Origin of the sequence: Oceanobacillus jordanicus (assembly GCF_022095695.1) — a bacterium.
Classification (GTDB): Bacteria; Bacillota; Bacilli; order Bacillales; family Amphibacillaceae; genus Oceanobacillus_B; species Oceanobacillus_B jordanicus.
Genome location: NZ_JAIFZM010000024.1, coordinates 1 through 16,795, shown reverse-complemented (window position 1 = coordinate 16,795; position 16,795 = coordinate 1). Strand labels below are relative to the sequence as shown.

The following is a 16,795-nucleotide window of genomic DNA, read 5'->3' as shown; positions in this document are numbered from 1 at the left end:
CCAGTACGACGCACCAGCATACATCCTAACTTTTGTATGAAGACCAAATCTTTAAGGAGGACCTATTTTATGGATACTGGTACCCATATAGTGATGGGTGTAGCACTGGGCGGTTTAGCTACATTAGATCCCGCAGTGCATCAAGACCCCTTACTATTTAACGCGGTGCTTGTAGGGACAATTGCCGGTTCTCATGCACCCGATTTTGATACAGTATTAAAGTTGCGAGATAATGCAACCTATATCCGACATCACCGTGGAGCGACACATTCTGTCCCTGCTGTGATTATGTGGGGAATTTTAATTGCTACCATCATATATCTGTTTGTACCAAGTGTAAACTTCCTACATTTATGGATATGGACGTTTCTCGCTGTTGTTCTACATGTGTTTGTAGATATATTTAATGCTTATGGAACACAGGCATACCGCCCATTCACCAATAAGTGGGTGGCACATGGATTTATTAACACGTTCGATCCCTATATCTTTGCACTTCACGTTGCCGGAATTGGAGCATGGCTACTAGGTGCAAGTCCTGGTTATACCTGGCTTATTATTTATGCGGTTATCTTCTTGTATTACATGAAGAGGTATAATGATAAAAGGGAAATTGTAAAAGAAATAAAGGGTTATTATTCAGAAGTCGAACAAATTGCAACATCTCCTACCCTTAAACAAAACTATTGGCGTGTCGCTGTTACGACAAAGGATCGTTTCTACGTAGGTAGTGTGCAGAACGGCCACATCGAAATTGTGGATGAATTCAAAAAGCTACCTTTACCTGATACAGAAATCATGAAAATTGCAAAAGAGGATAAAAATGTTTCAGCATTCCTATCCTTCTCACCCGTTTATCGATGGGAAATCAATGATTTTGATGATTTTACTGAAGTGCGTTTCATCGATCTAAGGTACCGTTCCAAAGGGCATTACCCGTTTGTGGCGGTTGTTCAGATTGATGACAACATGCAAATTATGAGTTCGTATACAGGCTGGATCTTTTCTGAAAGAAAACTTCAAAGTAAATTATATGTTGAAGAAACACCCATTTAAAACAGCAGGCAAGGCTACCTGCTGTTTTTATTTATCCTTTACGGCATCTCCTAATAAAGAAATGGGAATTGCTTCTTCTTGCTCATTCATTTCATTAAGGAGGTTTATTCTATGCCCCCAAGCAAAAACACCATTGATATAATTAATTTTAAATGTGTAACCCGGATCTGTCTTTAATGTATAGATCTTTTCCGCTTTAAAATCTTTCGGATTTAATGTATAGGCAAGTGCCACCTGCATTTTCCGTTCATTAACAGCAACTTCCGAAATGTTTCCAAGCTGTTCAGCTTTTTGTGCTTTTTCCTTTAATTTGCCTATTTCTGCCCGCAATTGCTCAATGGAATAATCGCTATATCTATAATTTGTACTCATAAAAATCCCTCCCCTGTTGCATCCATAATCATAGCTTTAATTTCACTTCGTGTAAATAAAGGCTTTCCTACTCCTCAAATATTTCCTCTAGTACATTCTTGATGCTATCCAAGTTAAATCCTTTACGATAAAGTCCCTCTTTCACTTTGTTCCTGAGCTCATAGCCACTATGTTTCTTCTCAAATTTACGAATTAGTTTTTCAGCTTGACTTCTTAATGCTTCCTGTTCCGCTTCCTCATCCTTATCAACTGTATCCCCAGACAATACTTCGTTTATCACGTCATGTGAAAACCCTTTTTGCATGAGTTGTGTTCGCCATTGCTCTTGCTGTTTACGAAAGGAAACATTCTTTTTATGCTGGCTCTTCTTTTCTAGTAACTGTTGGGCTTTTTCATATTGTAAGTCATAAGTGAAAACAGAAACCGCTTCTGTAGCTATGTTAGCTGCGACCCCTTTTTCCATTAGCTCTCTTTTTATTACATTCGGTCCTTTACTAGAAGTGTTTATTCTCGTTCTTACAAACATCTCCGCAAACTGCTTATCATTGATTAATTTCTCATCATTTAATCGGTCCATTATCTCTTCTACTTCCTCTGGCTCAGCTTCTTTTTTAATTAGAAAATCTCGAATTTCTTTTTTTGTTCTCATTCGGTAGCTTAAAAAGTTAATGGCTTGGGTATATATTTTATGTAGCGTATCTTTTTCTAAAATTTGTTCAATCGTTGAATCATCAAGTTCATCATTTTTACTAAGACCAAACTTAATTAAAATATCTTCATCCACACTAAAACCGTATTTGTCTGTATCACCATCAGCAATAAAAATATTGTAACGGCTTTTACTTTTTTTCTGTGTAGTAATTCGGGTAATTTTCAAGTTGTTTCACCCCTCCTTTCTTATCTTAACAAAAACAGAGCAAAAGTTCGCGTTTAAAGATCAAAAGTGTAGGGCGCCGTTTAGAAACGTAGCGGCTGGAACGAAGCAATCAAGATAAAGGAATCATGCCCCTGGCAAAGGGGTATGTCGGTGTTGGCCGCAAAGGACGGTTTTAGCCGACCTACCTTAATTCCGGAACCGATGATGACTTTCACCCTCCGGGTATAAGTGCGATTCGTGAAGTTGCCTAGTTTTTGGCCCGGAACTGGACGTTGATACACAGTTTCACAAAAAACTTATAAATTTCTTCCTAAATAGGGGAGGAAACATTTTTTACTAACAAACAATGCTTACGCTGTTTTCTAACGGAGATTTTGCATATCCTATATATAACTATAAAGTGAAACTTCAATCAGTTGGGGGTTTCGTTCTTCCCCCACTATTGTTAGTTGAACGAATCGGGGTGTTAGCGTCCGTTTACTTCCACTTAATCATCACGGCTTGACTTCACGTTTTGAAGTGGGAGTCTTACGGACCGTTGCTCCGGGATAAATTTTGTTGAAAAGCAGGTGTTAGAAATGAATATTTTAATAACTGGTGGAACTGGGTTTGTGGGGAAACACCTCACAAAAGCTCTCCATGAGAATGGACATCATACGTACATACTTACCCGCTCACCTGAGAATAAACAGAACTCGGAGTTAGCAACATTTATTGGCTATGACCACGATCCAACCACATTACCCCATATCAATGCGGTTATTAACCTTGCAGGCGAGTCCCTTTTTGGCTATTGGACAAAAAGTAAAAAGCAGTCTATTTTAGAAAGCCGTATTAACATAACCCATTTACTCGTTGAAATGATTAAAAAAATGGACAATAAACCAGATGTGTTTATTAGTGGATCTGCTGTTGGATATTTTGGCAGTTCGGAGGATAAGATTTTTACAGAAGCAACAAATGAAGCTGGGAATGATTTTCTTGCGGAAGTGGCTCTTGAGTGGGAAGCAGTGGCTAATCAAGCTGAGAATCAACTCGGTATCCGCACTGTATTTTTGCGATTTGGTGTAATTCTAGGTAAGGAAGGAGCCTTTCCTCTTATGCGCTTACCAGTTAAACTATTTGCCGGAGGAAAAATCGGAACAGGGGAACAATGGCTCTCCTGGATTCATATAGATGATGTAGTTCGCTTAATTCAATTTTGTTTAAATGATCCAAAGATAGAAGGACCGGTAAATGCTACGGCGCCAAATCCAAAACGCAATAAAGATTTTATGCGTATACTAGCTTCTGTAATGCATAGGCCCCACTGGTTACCTGTACCATCTACTATGATTCATTTACTTATCGGTGAAATGGGGCAGCTTGTCACAAAAGGTCAATATGTCCTTCCTAAAAAAGCCCAGGACCATGGTTTCCAATTTAATTATCCGCGTCTAAAAGAAGCAATAAGTTCCATTGAAGAATAGACCTCTCCTGGAAGTCCTGTTAAGCCATATAATTAGATGGCGTTTATATTCCACTAGACCCGGCAAAATACGTAGACCCGAGTATGCAAAACACGAGCCGGAAGCCACAGAAAGCCCAGTTTATGTTGCAGTGGTTGTCGGCGTTACTGAAACCTCCTGCATATATTTTTGTTTATCAATTTATTGTAAAAATTTGTCGGGAAATTTTACAAAAAAGGGTATTCCCTTTCTAAATAAAAATGTGTAAAATAATGCTATCAAACATCAAATTCATAACCGAAAGAGATGAAATATAAGTTAGAACGTAGAAATTAAATAGGGAAGGCAAATGGTGCGCCACCAGCAATGCTGGTTCTAGTGGGTTCGATTCCCACCCCGAATTTTTGTTGAACGTTAACTAAAAATTCGTGGGTGGGTCAACTTACTAAATTCCCTTATGGTTATTTAGAATACCCACCTGTCCATAAGGAGGGTATTTTTTATGCTTAAAATGCGTGACCTACAAGAGGCGCCTGTATTATATGAACTGATTAAACATCCAGAGGTCTTCCCCTATGTTAGACATAAAGCCTACTCAAGTGAGGAGTTTCTCTTCATTACAAAACAGACAATGGAAGCTGAGGAAAATGAAGAACTCGTTTCCCGTACAATTCTAGATGAATATTACCACCCAATTGGTACGATAAGTCTATTTGATATACAGGATGGGTATGGGTTTCTTGCAACATGGATTGGCCAGCCCTACTTTGGAAAAGGCTATAATAAACGTGCGAAGGAGCAATTCTTTGATGAGCTCTTTCTGACTCATAATATGAATGGCGTGTTTATGAAAGTAAGAAAAACAAACAGCAGGTCGCTGAAAGCAGTATTAAAGCTACCATATGTGACGATTGCCAATAACACCTATCCAGAAGTGTACCAAGAGATAAATAAGCAAGAAGAGGTATATGATTTGTTCTTAATCTCGAAGGATCATTACGTTTCTTACCAAACTTTTGCAAACACCGAACAGCAGCATACTGAAGAGGAAGTTGGTTAATCTAAAAAAAATGTATAGATTCCACCCTCTTGGTGATCCTAATGGATACATGGAGGTGTTCTAATGAAGCACAACGGCAAACAATTGCAGCAGCATGAGAAATTTCTATCAAAAACACAAGAAGTTCTCTATCAGAAAGAATTTAAGCAAGCAGATCGCGTTTATCAGCAGCTGTCACAAAGAGGGAATCGAAGCTAACCGCTTTGATTTCTTTTTTTATTTTATGTTTTTAGATACCAAAGCTACCAGAATATCCGTCTTCTACTCCTGTAGATACTGGAATGTGAACCCATTTTCTTAACACATGGTCTGCTTTTTTTCTTGCTTCATGTTTACTAAATCCTTTTCCATAGCCAACTTCTATATCCGTCACTGCAACCATCACGGCTGCTTGCCAAAGCTCCGTTTGCTGGATATTCCACACATAGATAACAACCGTATCCTGTTTCACCACGTGGATTTCAAAATTTACTTCATGGAAAAGGAAACGCAACATTTTGCATTTCGTTAAGTTAGATATCGTAGGATGCCTAAGAATCATACAACTCACCATTAAATTCACCTCACATAAGTTCTATATGAGAACATTTTACTATATGTTCTATATAAGAACAAACAATTCCCCTTCTGTCTCTTTTCGTCATGATAGTATGAAAGATACAAAAAGCTTGAGATTAGAAAGTTAGTGGTGCACATGAAATTAGAAAAACTCGCAGTAAATATAAAACATTTTAGAATGCAAAATGGCTGGACTCAACAAGATTTAGCAGACAAACTAGCCATTTCCCGATCTGTTGTAACAAAATGGGAGAACAGGACTGCGGTTCCAGATGTTGCCTCATTACTTAAAATTGCTTCGTTATTTGAGCTCTCACTGGACCATCTCACAGGTAGCTTTGCTTATGAGCAAGAAATGCTAAAAGACTTCCAACGAGTCTATGGACAGAATAAAGTTGGGCTCGACCAAGAACTATACCAAAATATCGACTATTTACGTTCGCATCCCAAAATGAAGGAATATTTAAACAGAATCCAAGCTTTACCAGAAAAGAAACAAGAGTCGATTCAAAAGATCCTCGAAGCTATGTTAGACCAATACGAACAGTTATAAAAAGGAGCTGATTTTAGATATCAGTTCTTTTTTTTACGTTCGAAAAGATAAGATTTAACTAAGAAGCTATGACGAGTCAGTTGAATTTTTGAAGGTCAAAGTATAAGAAATAAGACACATTTATTAAAAGACGAGCGAATGTGAACTTATCTAATACGCTTTTTATATTGCACTTTATGTTTATCTGTTATATTATATGTATAACAGTTAGAACATAAAATGACAGAAAGGGTTATTTACATGTTTATTCGTCTTGACTTTGAATCAGATGAACCAATTTACACCCAATTAATCCATCAAATTATTGAGGGGATAGCCAAGAAAAACCTTTCGCCTGGTGATCCGCTGCCCTCAGTAAGAGCAATGGCAGCAGATATTGGCATCAACCTGCACACTGTAAACAAAGCGTATCAGCATTTAAAACAAGAAGGCTTTATCCTTATTCATAGACAAAAAGGAGTTGTCATTCATCCAGATGGGGTCGCAAAAGCAGACGCTGCTTACATGAAACAAGTACAGAAAAAGCTTCGTCCTTTCGTTGCTGAATCCATTTGCCGTCAGGTTTCCGAGGAAGAGTTTTTAAAGCAATGCCAGGAGCTATTTAACGAATTTAAAGAGGAAGGTGAGAAAAAATGACATTTATTCTATTATTATTCTTTTTTATTATCGCCCCCGTGTTTATTATCATGATGTTTATCCCATATTTGACGAGGAAAACAGAAAGCTTCGGTGTCTCTATACCAGAGGAAATCTATCATACCAATGAAATGAAACAATTCCGTAAAAAGTATGCAATTGCTGTTGGCATTGCTAGTTTGATCGTTACGATTATATTTCTTGGATTTGGTACTACAAGTGATAATGAGACCACACTTAGCATCCTACTCGGCGCTATCATACTTGGCTACTTGATAATCAGCTTTTTCTTGTACTTGTATTTCCACAGGCAAGTAAAGCAGCGGAAAGCAGAAGAAGGATGGGTTAGAAATAAAAAGCAACAACTTTCCATTGATCTGCGTTTTCGCCGGCAAAAGCTTTCCGTTAGCAATCTATGGTTCATCCCGTCTTTTTTAATCGCATTTATCACTGCTGCCTTATCTTTCATTTATTACGACACGTTGCCTCACACGATTCCCATGCAATATGACTTTTCCGGTAATATAACGAACTCGGCAGAAACGTCTTATAGAGTCATCCTGTTGATGCCGATCATGCAAGTTTTCCTAGCTTGTCTCTTCTTGTTTGTCAATATAATCATTACAAGAGCAAAGCAACAAATTGATGGAGATAACCCTGAAGTATCTGCCGAACAAAATCGCGTTTTCAGAAGAAGATGGTCCGCCTTTATCGTAATAACGAGTTATGGTTTAACGTTTTTGTTTTCCTTTATCCAATACTCCTTTTATCAGCCTATCCAATCAGAGCTGCTAGTTGGTGCCCCTCTCGTGTTAACCGGTGGGATGATTATTGCTACTCTAATCCTTTCCATCACCACAGGTCAAGGTGGCAGTCGTGTCAGGAAACAAGCCGTAAATAATAGTAGCTATGTGGATAGAGATGATGATCGATATTGGAAGCTTGGCCAAATTTATTTCAATAAAAATGACCCTGCCTTGTTCCTTGAAAAGCGATTTGGAATTGGCTGGACAGTGAATATGGCGCGGCCACTAGCATGGATTATACTGCTTGGCATTATCCTCTTAGCTGCAGGTATTCCTTTACTATTATCTTTGTAATGAAAGGAGCATTTGACCATGAAAGAGCTTTTCGAAAATATTGACTGGGCAATTGTTGCACCATTTCTTATTATTCAAGCCATATTAATGGTTATTGCACTTATTGATTTAATCAAGGCTGATAATGTGAACGGACGAAAGGGTATGTGGGTTTTCATTGTAGTTGTTCTTCATACAATTGGTCCAATCGCCTATTTTATCTTTGGAAGGAGAAATGATTAAATGACGGTTTTATCTGCTACGCATGTTACCAAAAAATATGGCTCACACACCGCTGTGGACGATGTCAGTTTTTCGCTGCCGGAAGGAAAATGTATTGCGTTGATTGGGCCTAACGGAGCTGGGAAAACAACCATTTTACGAATGCTTTCAGGTCTCCTATCCCCAACTAACGGTGACGTACGTTTAGACAATATCGTGAACCATGTTGACTATCGGAAATTCATTGGTTACCTGCCACAATACCCCGTCTTCTACAATTGGATGACAGGGAGGGAATTTCTTATTTATAGTGGCCAGTTATCCCTTCTTTCAAAAGTCGAGGCTACAAAAGCTGCTGATGAGATGTTGAAAAAAGTTGGTATTGAAGAGGCCAAAAACAAGCGGATTAGTGGCTATTCTGGGGGGATGAAACAAAGACTTGGTTTGGCTCAGGCCTTGATCCATCAACCAAAGGTCTTAATTTTAGATGAGCCAGTATCATCACTCGATCCGCTCGGTAGAAGAGATGTACTGACACTAATGAAAGAGTTGAAAGAGTCTATGACTATTCTCTTTTCCACTCATATTTTAAGTGATGCCGATGCGATTAGTGATGAAATGCTACTCCTTCACAAAGGCAAGCTTATTGAGTCCGGTACCATGCAGGAACTGAGAGAGAAATACCAAACAGACGTGATTGAACTTGATTTTCAGGGTATACAGGATTTGCAGCAATATGAAAAAAGGATTCGTAACATCCCTTTTGTGACCGAAGTAAAGGTAAACCAAAACAGCCTAGCTGTTATAGCAGATGATTTAACCCTATTGCGAAAAATCCTTTTAGAAAAAGCTGGTCAAGAAGATTGGCCGCTCATTGGTTTCTCATTAAATAAAGCTGAAATGGAAGATATTTTTATGAAGGTGGTGAAGCAATGATGCAATGGTTTACGATGTTTCGGAAAGAGATGCTGGAGAGCTGGCGAAATAAAAAATGGATTTGGGTACCAATCGTATTTATAATACTTGCCGTAATGGATCCCATATCAACTTATTACCTTCCCGAGATCATTCAATCCGCAGGTGGGTTTCCAGATGGAACCGTTATCGAACTTCCTGATTATGCCCCAGCGGAAATCATGATGATGAGCTTAAGCCAATATAGTACCTTAGGCGTTTTATTAGTAGCATTTCTTGCAATGAATCCGATTGCGGGCGAAAAAGCTAGCGGCGTAGCAGAACTCATTCTGGTAAAGCCTGTTTCCTATACAAATTACATTACTACGAAATGGGCATCGTTAATTGTGTTAGTCGGGACTTCTTCCACTATTGGTTTATTTGCAGGGTGGTATTATACGACCATTTTATATGGTAGCTTGCCTTTTATGACATGGGCGAAAGGAGTTCTCTTCTACGGCCTGTGGTTTTTACTCGTTATCAGTCTGGCAATTCTCTTTAATACATTTGTCTCGAAACCTGGGATTGTCGTGTTTTTAACCATTGTTTCGGTTATGCTTCTTAGTTTGTTAACACAAGTGATTGGTCATGTTCTCACATGGAGTCCAGGTCATTTATCCACCTACGTTCAAGAGTTATTACAGACAAATGCGATTTCTGACAAGCTTCTCGGCACTGCCTTTACTTCATTTGCTTTAAGCATACTTCTCGTTGTTCTGTCTGTTTATAGCTTTCGCCGAAAAGAGAATGGTTAAAGGGTCTGTTAAATAAAGCTTTAAAGGCTGGGACATAACGTCACAGCCTTTTTAAAACCTGAACAATAATAAACAAACTGCTTAATTACCGCTCCGGAAAATACTCCGCTTTCAGTGGGCACGGCCTTAGTCTCCTCAGAAGCAAAAGCCGCTTCTTGCGGGGCCTTCGGACTCGTGCTGTTCCCACTAGAGTCTCCGCATTTTTCCTTCGCTAAAGTGTAATCCAGATACCAAACAATCAGGGGGGTATCCGCAAGTATTTGATTTTTTTCTGTAATACGTCGTATGAACGTCCCGTTTTTTCTTGTTTAATTTTCTTATGTCCCAACCCAACCTCTTAACATTCTGGTTTTTAAATTGTGATGCGTCTTACAAGGAAGAAGGATAATACATAAAACACGATACTCATAATGGTCATTTGTAAAAAGAACGTCATGCCGAATGATCCCACTATATTTGTAATAAAGTCCCAAGCCCAGCCTTTTGCAATAGAGAGCAGCAAGCCTACAAGCAGAATTCCTAGAACTGAACCTGCACCTGCAAATCCAAACCGATAGAACAGTAAACCAAGTAGAAACATAAGTGTTAAGAAGAAAAACATGACAGCTGTGTCAATTACTACTCGTGTATACCACGTATCGTCTATAAATTGCGCTAGGTGAAGAAAATCAAAGTTGTTTAACCCAATCGCCTCATTCATGCTGGTAACAAGGACCTGAATGATTGTGCCAGCAATAGCTTTAAATAAAGATAGTAGCAAAAAGAAGATAGCTATCACTACATATAAATTTTTTCTAGTAGCCCCCATCTTAATCGAAAAAGGTATCATTTCCTTTACTGTTAGAAAACCCATGATACCGCAGTAAACATACATTGGTGCTGTAAGAGAAAAGGCCATTTCACCTTCCACGTTCAATAGAAAATAGGAAATGGTTAAGGTTACTACAAGAATACTCATTAAAATGGTCCAAAAAATTAGTAAGGAATGACGTATATTCGAGCTAAAGAAATATAGTAGTCCTTTAAGTTGTCTCCCCATTGTTATGCTCCCTTCTTTCCTTCGGTTAAATAAATCATCAATTCTTGAATTGGTATACTCTCTACACGAAGCCCTTGCGCTTTAGCATCTGCAGCATTGCCATAAACGTATGCTGTCATTACACCGGCCAGTTCCTTCGTTTCGAGCACTTCTTTTCCTTGGATAAAGGTTTTGACTTCATCTCTTGTTCCAGTAACAGCACATGTATTGTTCCGTAAGTACTCTGCTTCTTCCTGCATCACAAGGGAGCCTTTTTGAATAATCAAAACCTCTTCAAACATGAGACTAACCTCATCAATTAAATGTGTGGATAAAATAATCATTCGTTTATCTGTCTCAAATTCTTCTAAAAGAAGTTCATAGAATTTCTTTCTGGCAGCTGCATCAAGTCCAATATAGGGCTCATCAAATACCGTAATCGGCGCTTTGCTTGCGAGCCCCACAATAATACCAAGTGAGGATTCCATTCCCTTGGATAGTGACTTTACCCTGGCATTTTTATTTAGATCGTAAAACTCTATTAGTTCATCAGCCAGATTTTGATCCCATTTGGGGTAAAAGTAGGAATAAATTTTAAGCACATTTTTCACTGTTAAGTCTCTTTTGAAGTTATGTCCTTCTTTAATGAGACAAACGGATTCCGTTAGCTTCTGATTATCAAAGGGAACTTCTCCGTCTATTAAAATTTCTCCCTTACTTGCACGGATATTTCCAGCAAGAATATCCATAAAAGTCGTCTTTCCTGCCCCATTTCTTCCCAAAAGTCCGTAAAGCTTTGGACCTTCTAATGTGAACGAAATGTTATTTAACGCCAGCTTATCCTTATATTTTTTCGTTAGGTTTTTCACTTCAATTTTCATCTGTCTCATCCCCCTTTTGAATCATCTCAAGCAATTCTTCTTTACTGATGTGCAGCTTAGCTGCCTCCTGTCGCAATGGTTGAATATAGTGATTGTAAAACGTCTGCTTACGCTTTTTTATTAAAATGTCTTTGGCGTTCTCTGTGACAAACATCCCTACACCTCTTCGCTTATAGAGTATTTCTTCCATTACCAGCTCATTAATCCCTTTGGCTGCTGTAGCTGGATTGATCTGGTAATAGGATGCAAATTCATTTGTTGAAGGAACCCGCTCCCCAGCCTTAATGGAATCACTTAAAATAGAGTCTTCCAGCTGTTCTTTAATCTGAAGAAAAATGGGTTTCGTTTCATCTAAGTTATTTTTCATCTCATCACCTTTGTTATTTGGTTAATTACTTATGTAACTAACCATATAACTAAAGAACATAAAAGTCAAGAGGGATTTGGTTAGTTTAAGTTAATTTTGTGAATTTGAGATCGAATAGCGGAAAAGTTCGTTTAAGTTTGTAGGATGAAGGTTCCATTTTGGGGAGCTATGGTGCCACTTTGCGCTGCTTTGGTTTCACTTTTGGGTGCTGACGTTTCACTTTGGGATGCTTTGGTTTCACTTTTGGGCGATGACGATTCACTTTGAGGTGCTTTGGTTTCACTTTTGGGGGCTGACGATTCACTTTGCCCTGCTTTGATTTCACTTTTGGGCGATGATTCACTTTGCCCTGCTTTGGTTTCACTTTTCGGTGATGACGATTCACTCTTCGCATCGTTCACTTTACAGAAGCTCCTAATACAAAAAAAGAACCTGTACATGGATTGTACAGGTTCTAATCTTCACCTATTTTTTATCTTCACTTTTTGGTAATCTTCCGGATTTTTTTGCTGCTTCCCGAAGCAAAAACTCGACGTGACTATTAACACTGCGAAATTCATCCTTTGCCCATGACTGCAGTATGTCATAAAGCTTGGGATCAATACGTAGCGGAAAGTTCTTCTTCTTAGGCATAGAAACCCTCTTTTACTTAAAGAATTTATTGATATAACGATCCAGTATTAATTACCGGCTGGGTGCCATGGTCTGAAACAATGGATACGAGAAGATTATTTGCCATGGAAACGCGTCTTTCATCATCTAATTCCATTCCGCCGTCTTTTTCTAGCTGCAAAATTGCATCCTGCACCATTCCAACTGCACCTTCTACAATTTGTTTGCGTGCAGCAATGATCGCGCTCGCTTGCTGTCTTTGTAGCATTGCTTGGGCAATTTCTGTGGAATATGCCAAATGTGTAAGCCTTGCTTCAATTACTTCTACTCCAGCTACGGTTAGGCGATCTTGTAATTCTGACGTCAATTGAGATGATACTTCTTCAGCATTCCCTCTTAAGGTAAGCTCGACATCCTTAAATGTATCATAAGGATACTTTGTAGCAACAGCGCGAATTGCTGTTTCACTTTGAATTTCTACAAACTGTTCGTAGCGATCCACATCAAACACTGCCTTTGCAGCATCTACAACTTTAAACACGATAACTGCAGCGATTTCTATCGGGTTCCCATTTACGTCATTTACCTTCAAACGTTTACTGTTAAAGTTTCGTACACGTAATGAAATGGTTTTTCTAACCGAAAAAGGTACCGTAATGACAATCCCTTCTCTCCGAATACTCCCCATGTATTTCCCGAGAAAAATCACTACTGCTGATTGATTCGGTTGTACAAGTGTAATACCACTACCCAATGTTACCGCAACAATAAGACATAAACCACCGATGACAAATTGTTGCTCAACAAAGCTGAACACTGTACCTGCTAGCAATGCAGCAATAAGAACAATACCTAAAAAACCATTCATCATCCAAGCATTTTTCTCTTTCATCATAAGACTACACCATCCCCACTATTTTGTATCATTATGATATCACTTTTGTATTAAATTGTAAATAACTATCCTGCCTCTTTTCTAATATTCGATAGTGGTTCTCTGCTTGGGAGCACCAAATAACTTTTTCCATCCGACCTAATTTCTAAGTCACCAAAGACAGCGGTGGAGTAAATATCTGATTTTACTTTGTACAAATTACGGATAACCCGATCAACTGGATGACCGTAATCATTTTCGATACTATATGTCAAAATTGCTGTCTCAGGCGATACGGCCTTTAAAAAGTCCAGTGAGGAACTTGTATTTGACCCATGATGCGCTACTTTAATAATTTCCGCATTGACATCATACGATTTCAAAAATTCTTTTTCCTGTTTCATTTCAACATCACTCATTAATAGAAGATCAATGTCATCGTATGTCACTTTTAACGCAATCGATGATTGGTTGTTGTTCTTCGAATTACCATAGGTATTCAAAATCCGTATCGTTAACAGTGGGTCTATTCTTAATAATTCATTTTTCTCAGCCAGCCTAACAGGTATGTCATGCTTTATAATTTGCTGGATGTACTTTGCATACGTCCGAGTTGTATGGAGTTTCCCAGAATCAACTACCTGCTTTACCTTCACCTTTTTTAATACTTGAGGCAGGCCACCTATATGATCAATATCTGGATGGGTTGTAATCAATAAATCTATCCTATCTATTTGTTTTTCCTTCAAATAAGCAATTATTTTTTTTCCAGAACCCGGAGGCCCTCCATCAATCAAAATGTTTTTTCCTGACGGTGTATTCATTAGAATGCTATCCCCTTGACCTACATCAAGAAAGTGCACCTTTAATAATCCAGGTTTAACTTCAGCCGAGACAGGTATCAAAAGGAGTATAAAATAAACAAAAAGAAGTAAAATGGTAATTAGACGTTTATGACAACACATGTAGACACCCTCTGTTTCGTAATAGGGTTAGTTTTCAACAATTGGGAAGTATTTATGAGTGGAACAAGCTGGGGAAAGGTTGGACTTCGGTTTAGTATCTAATAAAAAAGACGCTGAACATTTTGTCCAGCGCCTAATTCTTTAAGCTTTTTCTACAACGATATCCTCTTCTTTAACAGTTACTTCAACGTGTTTAATAGTATCCTCTTCTAAGATTAAATCTGTTAGTTGATCTTCAATCTTATCTTGGATAACCCGACGTAACGGTCGTGCACCAAAGCGGCGATCATAACCCAGGGTAGCAAGTTGACGCTTGGCTTCATCAGAAATCGAAATAGTTATATGATTTTCTTCCATATTTTTTTGCAGATCATTGATCATTAGGTCGACAATAGTTAACAGATGCGCTTCTTCCAATTCATTGAACTGGATAATAGAGTCAAAACGGTTAAGAAACTCTGGTTTAAAGTATGCACCAAGGTTTTCTAAAGTAGAAACTGCATCATGCTGTGCACTATTAAATCCGACGTTTACTTCTTTTACTCCTGTACCAGCATTACTTGTCATAATAATGACGGTTTCCTTAAAGCTGACTGTTCGGCCTTGAGAGTCTGTTAAATGCCCGTCCTCCATAATTTGCAGGAACATGTTCTGCACATCTGGATGAGCCTTTTCAATCTCATCAAGAAGAAGAATGGAATACGGATTTCTTCTAATACGCTCTGTTAGCTGACCAGCTTCCTCATGACCAACATAACCAGGAGGTGAACCGATAATTTTGGAGACTGCGTGTTTTTCCATATATTCACTCATATCAAGGCGAATTAGCGATTCTTTAGATCCAAACAGTTCCTCAGCTAGTGATTTTGTTAATTCGGTTTTCCCTACACCAGTTGGTCCAACAAAAAGGAAGGAGCCGATTGGGCGATATTTAGATTTTAGACCGGCACGACTGCGGCGTATTGCTTTCGCTACTTTGTTGACGGCCTCATCCTGTCCAATAACTTTAGCACGGAGGTTTTCTCCAATGTTTTTCAATTTCATTTGTTCATCTGCTGCAAGCTTTGTAACAGGAATACCTGTCTTTTCTTCTACAATCAATTGAATATCCGATAAGTCTACATCTATTACCTGTTCTTCATCTTTTGCTTTTTCTAATTGCTTTTGTAGTTGAATTTCTTGGTAGCGTAAGTTTGCTGCTTTTTCATAGTCTTCTCTCTCAGCTGCTTCTTCTTTTTCCTTAATTATTTCTTCCAAGCGTTGATTAATGGAATTAGAGTCCTTTTCTGCATTCGCAAGGTTTAGCCTTGATCCGACTTCATCCATTAGGTCAATCGCTTTATCAGGTAGAAAACGATCTTGAATATAACGGTTTGATAACGTCACAAACGCCTGAATGGCTTCATCAGAATAACGGACCTCATGGTATGCTTCATAGCGATCCTTGATCCCATGAAGAATCTGGACTGCCTCTTCGGCAGATGGCTCCTTCACAATAATCGGTTGTAAACGACGTTCCAACGCAGCATCCTTTTCAATTTGACGGTATTCTTTTAAAGTTGTTGCACCAATTAATTGAAGATCTCCTCTTGCGAGTGCTGGCTTAAGAATATTCCCTGCATCCATTTGCGAGCTTTCAGCTGTTCCAGCACCTACAATTTGATGGATCTCATCAACGAATAAAATAACATCTTGGCGCTCTTGAACTTCCTGAATAAGTTTTTTCATTCGTTCTTCAAACTGACCGCGTATTCCTGTATTAGCTACAAGAGAAGCGACATCTAGCATATAAATCTCTTTATTCATTAGCTTAGCTGGAACATTACCTTCACTAATTTTCAATGCCAATCCTTCAGCAATAGCTGTTTTCCCGACACCTGGTTCCCCGATTAATACTGGGTTGTTTTTATTTCTTCTATTTAAAGTCTCAATGACACGTTTTACTTCATTATCTCTTCCAATAACAGGGTCGATTAGACCTGCTCTTGCAGCGTGGGTCACGTTTTTCGCCAATTGGTCAATTAAGCCATTGCCACGATTATTCTTTTTCTCTTTTGTTTTTGTACCTGCTTTACTATTACCTTGAGAAAAATGCTGAGAAAATGCTTGCTCTGCATTTCCAAAAGGTGAATTAGAGAAGAAATCATTAGAATTCATCATTTGTCCTTGGATTTCTTGAAAGCAATCATTACAAAGGTGCAATTCAGACATTTCATTATTCATTTTCATTGCGACATTTATATTTGCTTGGTTTTCACCACAGTTTTGACAAAGCATTTTCCATTCCTCCTTGACTGTTTAAATCAAATGTTAATCAAATTTGACTTTGACTATATTTGACCTTTGATTCATATTATACTCTGACCTATTTTGACTTTCAAGTCTTTTGTTTAAAATTTTTAGGAGATGCGCATGGACACGATTTGGAGGCTCGTGTGGTTGATTGGGACGCTCTTGCTGTCGATTGGAGCTGACCTCTGGTCGTTTGGAACGCTCATCTGGGCGATT

General features: G+C 38.5%; 22 protein-coding genes. 10 read left to right on the top strand and 12 right to left on the bottom strand.

Annotated features, from left to right (window positions below; all coding sequences use genetic code 11):
* The first annotated feature begins 69 nt into the window (after positions 1-69).
* Positions 70-1,056: a metal-dependent hydrolase gene (locus K3T81_RS18690; protein ID WP_106895983.1), complete on the top strand. Its 987-nt coding sequence runs from the start codon at positions 70-72 to the stop codon at positions 1,054-1,056.
* Between the two features lie 27 nt (positions 1,057-1,083).
* Here K3T81_RS18690 and K3T81_RS18685 read toward each other — a convergent pair whose 3' ends face one another.
* On the bottom strand, positions 1,084-1,428 hold the full coding sequence (locus K3T81_RS18685; protein WP_106895982.1) for a YfhH family protein: 345 nt from the start codon (positions 1,426-1,428) through the stop codon (positions 1,084-1,086).
* Between the two features lie 67 nt (positions 1,429-1,495).
* Positions 1,496-2,305 carry a recombination regulator RecX gene (gene recX, locus K3T81_RS18680; protein ID WP_238022133.1) on the bottom strand — a complete coding sequence of 270 codons (810 nt, stop codon included), beginning with the start codon at positions 2,303-2,305 and terminating at the stop codon, positions 1,496-1,498.
* 578 nt (positions 2,306-2,883) lie between these two features.
* Between recX and K3T81_RS18675 the strand changes: the two genes are divergently transcribed.
* From K3T81_RS18675 to K3T81_RS18665, 3 genes are all read left to right on the top strand, one after another.
* On the top strand, positions 2,884-3,774 hold the full coding sequence (locus K3T81_RS18675; protein ID WP_238022132.1) for a TIGR01777 family oxidoreductase: 891 nt from the start codon (positions 2,884-2,886) through the stop codon (positions 3,772-3,774).
* Between the two features lie 481 nt (positions 3,775-4,255).
* Positions 4,256-4,813, top strand: coding sequence for a GNAT family N-acetyltransferase (locus K3T81_RS18670; RefSeq protein WP_238022131.1), 558 nt, complete (start codon positions 4,256-4,258; stop codon positions 4,811-4,813).
* Between the two features lie 63 nt (positions 4,814-4,876).
* Positions 4,877-5,011 carry a YfhE family protein gene (locus tag K3T81_RS18665; protein ID WP_106895978.1) on the top strand — a complete coding sequence of 45 codons (135 nt, stop codon included), beginning with the start codon at positions 4,877-4,879 and terminating at the stop codon, positions 5,009-5,011.
* Positions 5,012-5,042: 31 nt separating this feature from the next.
* Here the strand turns inward: K3T81_RS18665 and K3T81_RS18660 are convergent, their stop codons facing one another.
* A complete protein-coding gene (locus K3T81_RS18660) occupies positions 5,043-5,363 on the bottom strand; it encodes a hypothetical protein (RefSeq protein ID WP_238022130.1) in 321 nt (106 codons plus the stop codon).
* A gap of 144 nt (positions 5,364-5,507) precedes the next feature.
* Here K3T81_RS18660 and K3T81_RS18655 point away from each other — a divergent pair, with 144 nt between their 5' ends.
* From K3T81_RS18655 to K3T81_RS18630, 6 genes are all read left to right on the top strand, one after another.
* Positions 5,508-5,924 carry a helix-turn-helix domain-containing protein gene (locus tag K3T81_RS18655; protein WP_106895976.1) on the top strand — a complete coding sequence of 139 codons (417 nt, stop codon included), beginning with the start codon at positions 5,508-5,510 and terminating at the stop codon, positions 5,922-5,924.
* Between the two features lie 240 nt (positions 5,925-6,164).
* Positions 6,165-6,560, top strand: coding sequence for a GntR family transcriptional regulator (locus K3T81_RS18650; protein ID WP_238022129.1), 396 nt, complete (start codon positions 6,165-6,167; stop codon positions 6,558-6,560).
* Positions 6,557-7,660, top strand: a complete 1,104-nt coding sequence (locus tag K3T81_RS18645) for a DUF1648 domain-containing protein (RefSeq protein ID WP_238022128.1) — start codon at positions 6,557-6,559, stop codon at positions 7,658-7,660. The genes K3T81_RS18650 and K3T81_RS18645 overlap by 4 nt, the downstream gene beginning before the upstream one ends.
* 18 nt (positions 7,661-7,678) lie before the next feature.
* Entirely contained in the window at positions 7,679-7,882 is a 204-nt protein-coding gene (locus tag K3T81_RS18640; protein WP_161465028.1) for a PLD nuclease N-terminal domain-containing protein, read from the top strand.
* A complete protein-coding gene (locus K3T81_RS18635) occupies positions 7,883-8,797 on the top strand; it encodes an ABC transporter ATP-binding protein (RefSeq protein ID WP_238022127.1) in 915 nt (304 codons plus the stop codon).
* Positions 8,794-9,570 (top strand): ABC transporter permease, encoded by a 777-nt coding sequence (locus K3T81_RS18630; protein WP_238022126.1) that lies wholly within the window; start codon positions 8,794-8,796, stop codon positions 9,568-9,570. The genes K3T81_RS18635 and K3T81_RS18630 overlap by 4 nt, the downstream gene beginning before the upstream one ends.
* A gap of 352 nt (positions 9,571-9,922) precedes the next feature.
* Here the strand turns inward: K3T81_RS18630 and K3T81_RS18625 are convergent, their stop codons facing one another.
* The 9 genes from K3T81_RS18625 to K3T81_RS18585 all read right to left on the bottom strand — a co-directional run.
* Positions 9,923-10,609 (bottom strand): hypothetical protein, encoded by a 687-nt coding sequence (locus K3T81_RS18625; RefSeq protein ID WP_238022125.1) that lies wholly within the window; start codon positions 10,607-10,609, stop codon positions 9,923-9,925.
* Positions 10,610-10,611: 2 nt separating this feature from the next.
* Positions 10,612-11,469 (bottom strand): ABC transporter ATP-binding protein, encoded by an 858-nt coding sequence (locus K3T81_RS18620; RefSeq protein ID WP_106895970.1) that lies wholly within the window; start codon positions 11,467-11,469, stop codon positions 10,612-10,614.
* Entirely contained in the window at positions 11,459-11,836 is a 378-nt protein-coding gene (locus K3T81_RS18615; RefSeq protein ID WP_238022124.1) for a GntR family transcriptional regulator, read from the bottom strand. Before K3T81_RS18615 ends, K3T81_RS18620 begins: the two co-directional genes overlap by 11 nt.
* Positions 11,837-11,967: 131 nt before the next feature.
* A complete protein-coding gene (locus tag K3T81_RS18610; RefSeq protein WP_238022123.1) occupies positions 11,968-12,237 on the bottom strand; it encodes a hypothetical protein in 270 nt (89 codons plus the stop codon).
* A 64-nt stretch (positions 12,238-12,301) separates the two neighbouring features.
* Positions 12,302-12,469 (bottom strand): type II toxin-antitoxin system antitoxin, encoded by a 168-nt coding sequence (locus K3T81_RS18605; RefSeq protein ID WP_238022122.1) that lies wholly within the window; start codon positions 12,467-12,469, stop codon positions 12,302-12,304.
* Between the two features lie 25 nt (positions 12,470-12,494).
* Positions 12,495-13,340: an SPFH domain-containing protein gene (locus K3T81_RS18600; RefSeq protein ID WP_238022145.1), complete on the bottom strand. Its 846-nt coding sequence runs from the start codon at positions 13,338-13,340 to the stop codon at positions 12,495-12,497.
* 68 nt (positions 13,341-13,408) lie between these two features.
* A complete protein-coding gene (locus K3T81_RS18595; RefSeq protein ID WP_238022121.1) occupies positions 13,409-14,287 on the bottom strand; it encodes a ComEC/Rec2 family competence protein in 879 nt (292 codons plus the stop codon).
* Between the two features lie 141 nt (positions 14,288-14,428).
* Entirely contained in the window at positions 14,429-16,564 is a 2,136-nt protein-coding gene (locus K3T81_RS18590; protein WP_161464314.1) for an ATP-dependent Clp protease ATP-binding subunit, read from the bottom strand.
* Positions 16,565-16,597: 33 nt separating this feature from the next.
* Positions 16,598-16,795 (bottom strand): hypothetical protein (locus tag K3T81_RS18585; RefSeq protein ID WP_238022120.1); only part of this gene is annotated, 198 nt, incomplete at its 5' end.

Coding starts and splice junctions, on each gene's coding strand:
- K3T81_RS18655 (WP_106895976.1), top strand. CDS start 5,508: ATGAAATTAGAAAAACTCGCAGTAAATATAAAACATTTTAGAATGCAA.
- K3T81_RS18635 (WP_238022127.1), top strand. CDS start 7,883: ATGACGGTTTTATCTGCTACGCATGTTACCAAAAAATATGGCTCACAC.
- K3T81_RS18590 (WP_161464314.1), bottom strand. CDS start 16,564: ATGCTTTGTCAAAACTGTGGTGAAAACCAAGCAAATATAAATGTCGCA.
- K3T81_RS18675 (WP_238022132.1), top strand. CDS start 2,884: ATGAATATTTTAATAACTGGTGGAACTGGGTTTGTGGGGAAACACCTC.
- K3T81_RS18670 (WP_238022131.1), top strand. CDS start 4,256: ATGCTTAAAATGCGTGACCTACAAGAGGCGCCTGTATTATATGAACTG.
- K3T81_RS18665 (WP_106895978.1), top strand. CDS start 4,877: ATGAAGCACAACGGCAAACAATTGCAGCAGCATGAGAAATTTCTATCA.
- K3T81_RS18620 (WP_106895970.1), bottom strand. CDS start 11,469: ATGAAAATTGAAGTGAAAAACCTAACGAAAAAATATAAGGATAAGCTG.
- K3T81_RS18690 (WP_106895983.1), top strand. CDS start 70: ATGGATACTGGTACCCATATAGTGATGGGTGTAGCACTGGGCGGTTTA.
- K3T81_RS18605 (WP_238022122.1), bottom strand. CDS start 12,469: ATGCCTAAGAAGAAGAACTTTCCGCTACGTATTGATCCCAAGCTTTAT.
- K3T81_RS18595 (WP_238022121.1), bottom strand. CDS start 14,287: ATGTGTTGTCATAAACGTCTAATTACCATTTTACTTCTTTTTGTTTAT.
- K3T81_RS18685 (WP_106895982.1), bottom strand. CDS start 1,428: ATGAGTACAAATTATAGATATAGCGATTATTCCATTGAGCAATTGCGG.
- K3T81_RS18600 (WP_238022145.1), bottom strand. CDS start 13,340: ATGAAAGAGAAAAATGCTTGGATGATGAATGGTTTTTTAGGTATTGTT.
- K3T81_RS18625 (WP_238022125.1), bottom strand. CDS start 10,609: ATGGGGAGACAACTTAAAGGACTACTATATTTCTTTAGCTCGAATATA.
- K3T81_RS18640 (WP_161465028.1), top strand. CDS start 7,679: ATGAAAGAGCTTTTCGAAAATATTGACTGGGCAATTGTTGCACCATTT.
- K3T81_RS18630 (WP_238022126.1), top strand. CDS start 8,794: ATGATGCAATGGTTTACGATGTTTCGGAAAGAGATGCTGGAGAGCTGG.
- K3T81_RS18650 (WP_238022129.1), top strand. CDS start 6,165: ATGTTTATTCGTCTTGACTTTGAATCAGATGAACCAATTTACACCCAA.
- K3T81_RS18615 (WP_238022124.1), bottom strand. CDS start 11,836: ATGAAAAATAACTTAGATGAAACGAAACCCATTTTTCTTCAGATTAAA.
- K3T81_RS18645 (WP_238022128.1), top strand. CDS start 6,557: ATGACATTTATTCTATTATTATTCTTTTTTATTATCGCCCCCGTGTTT.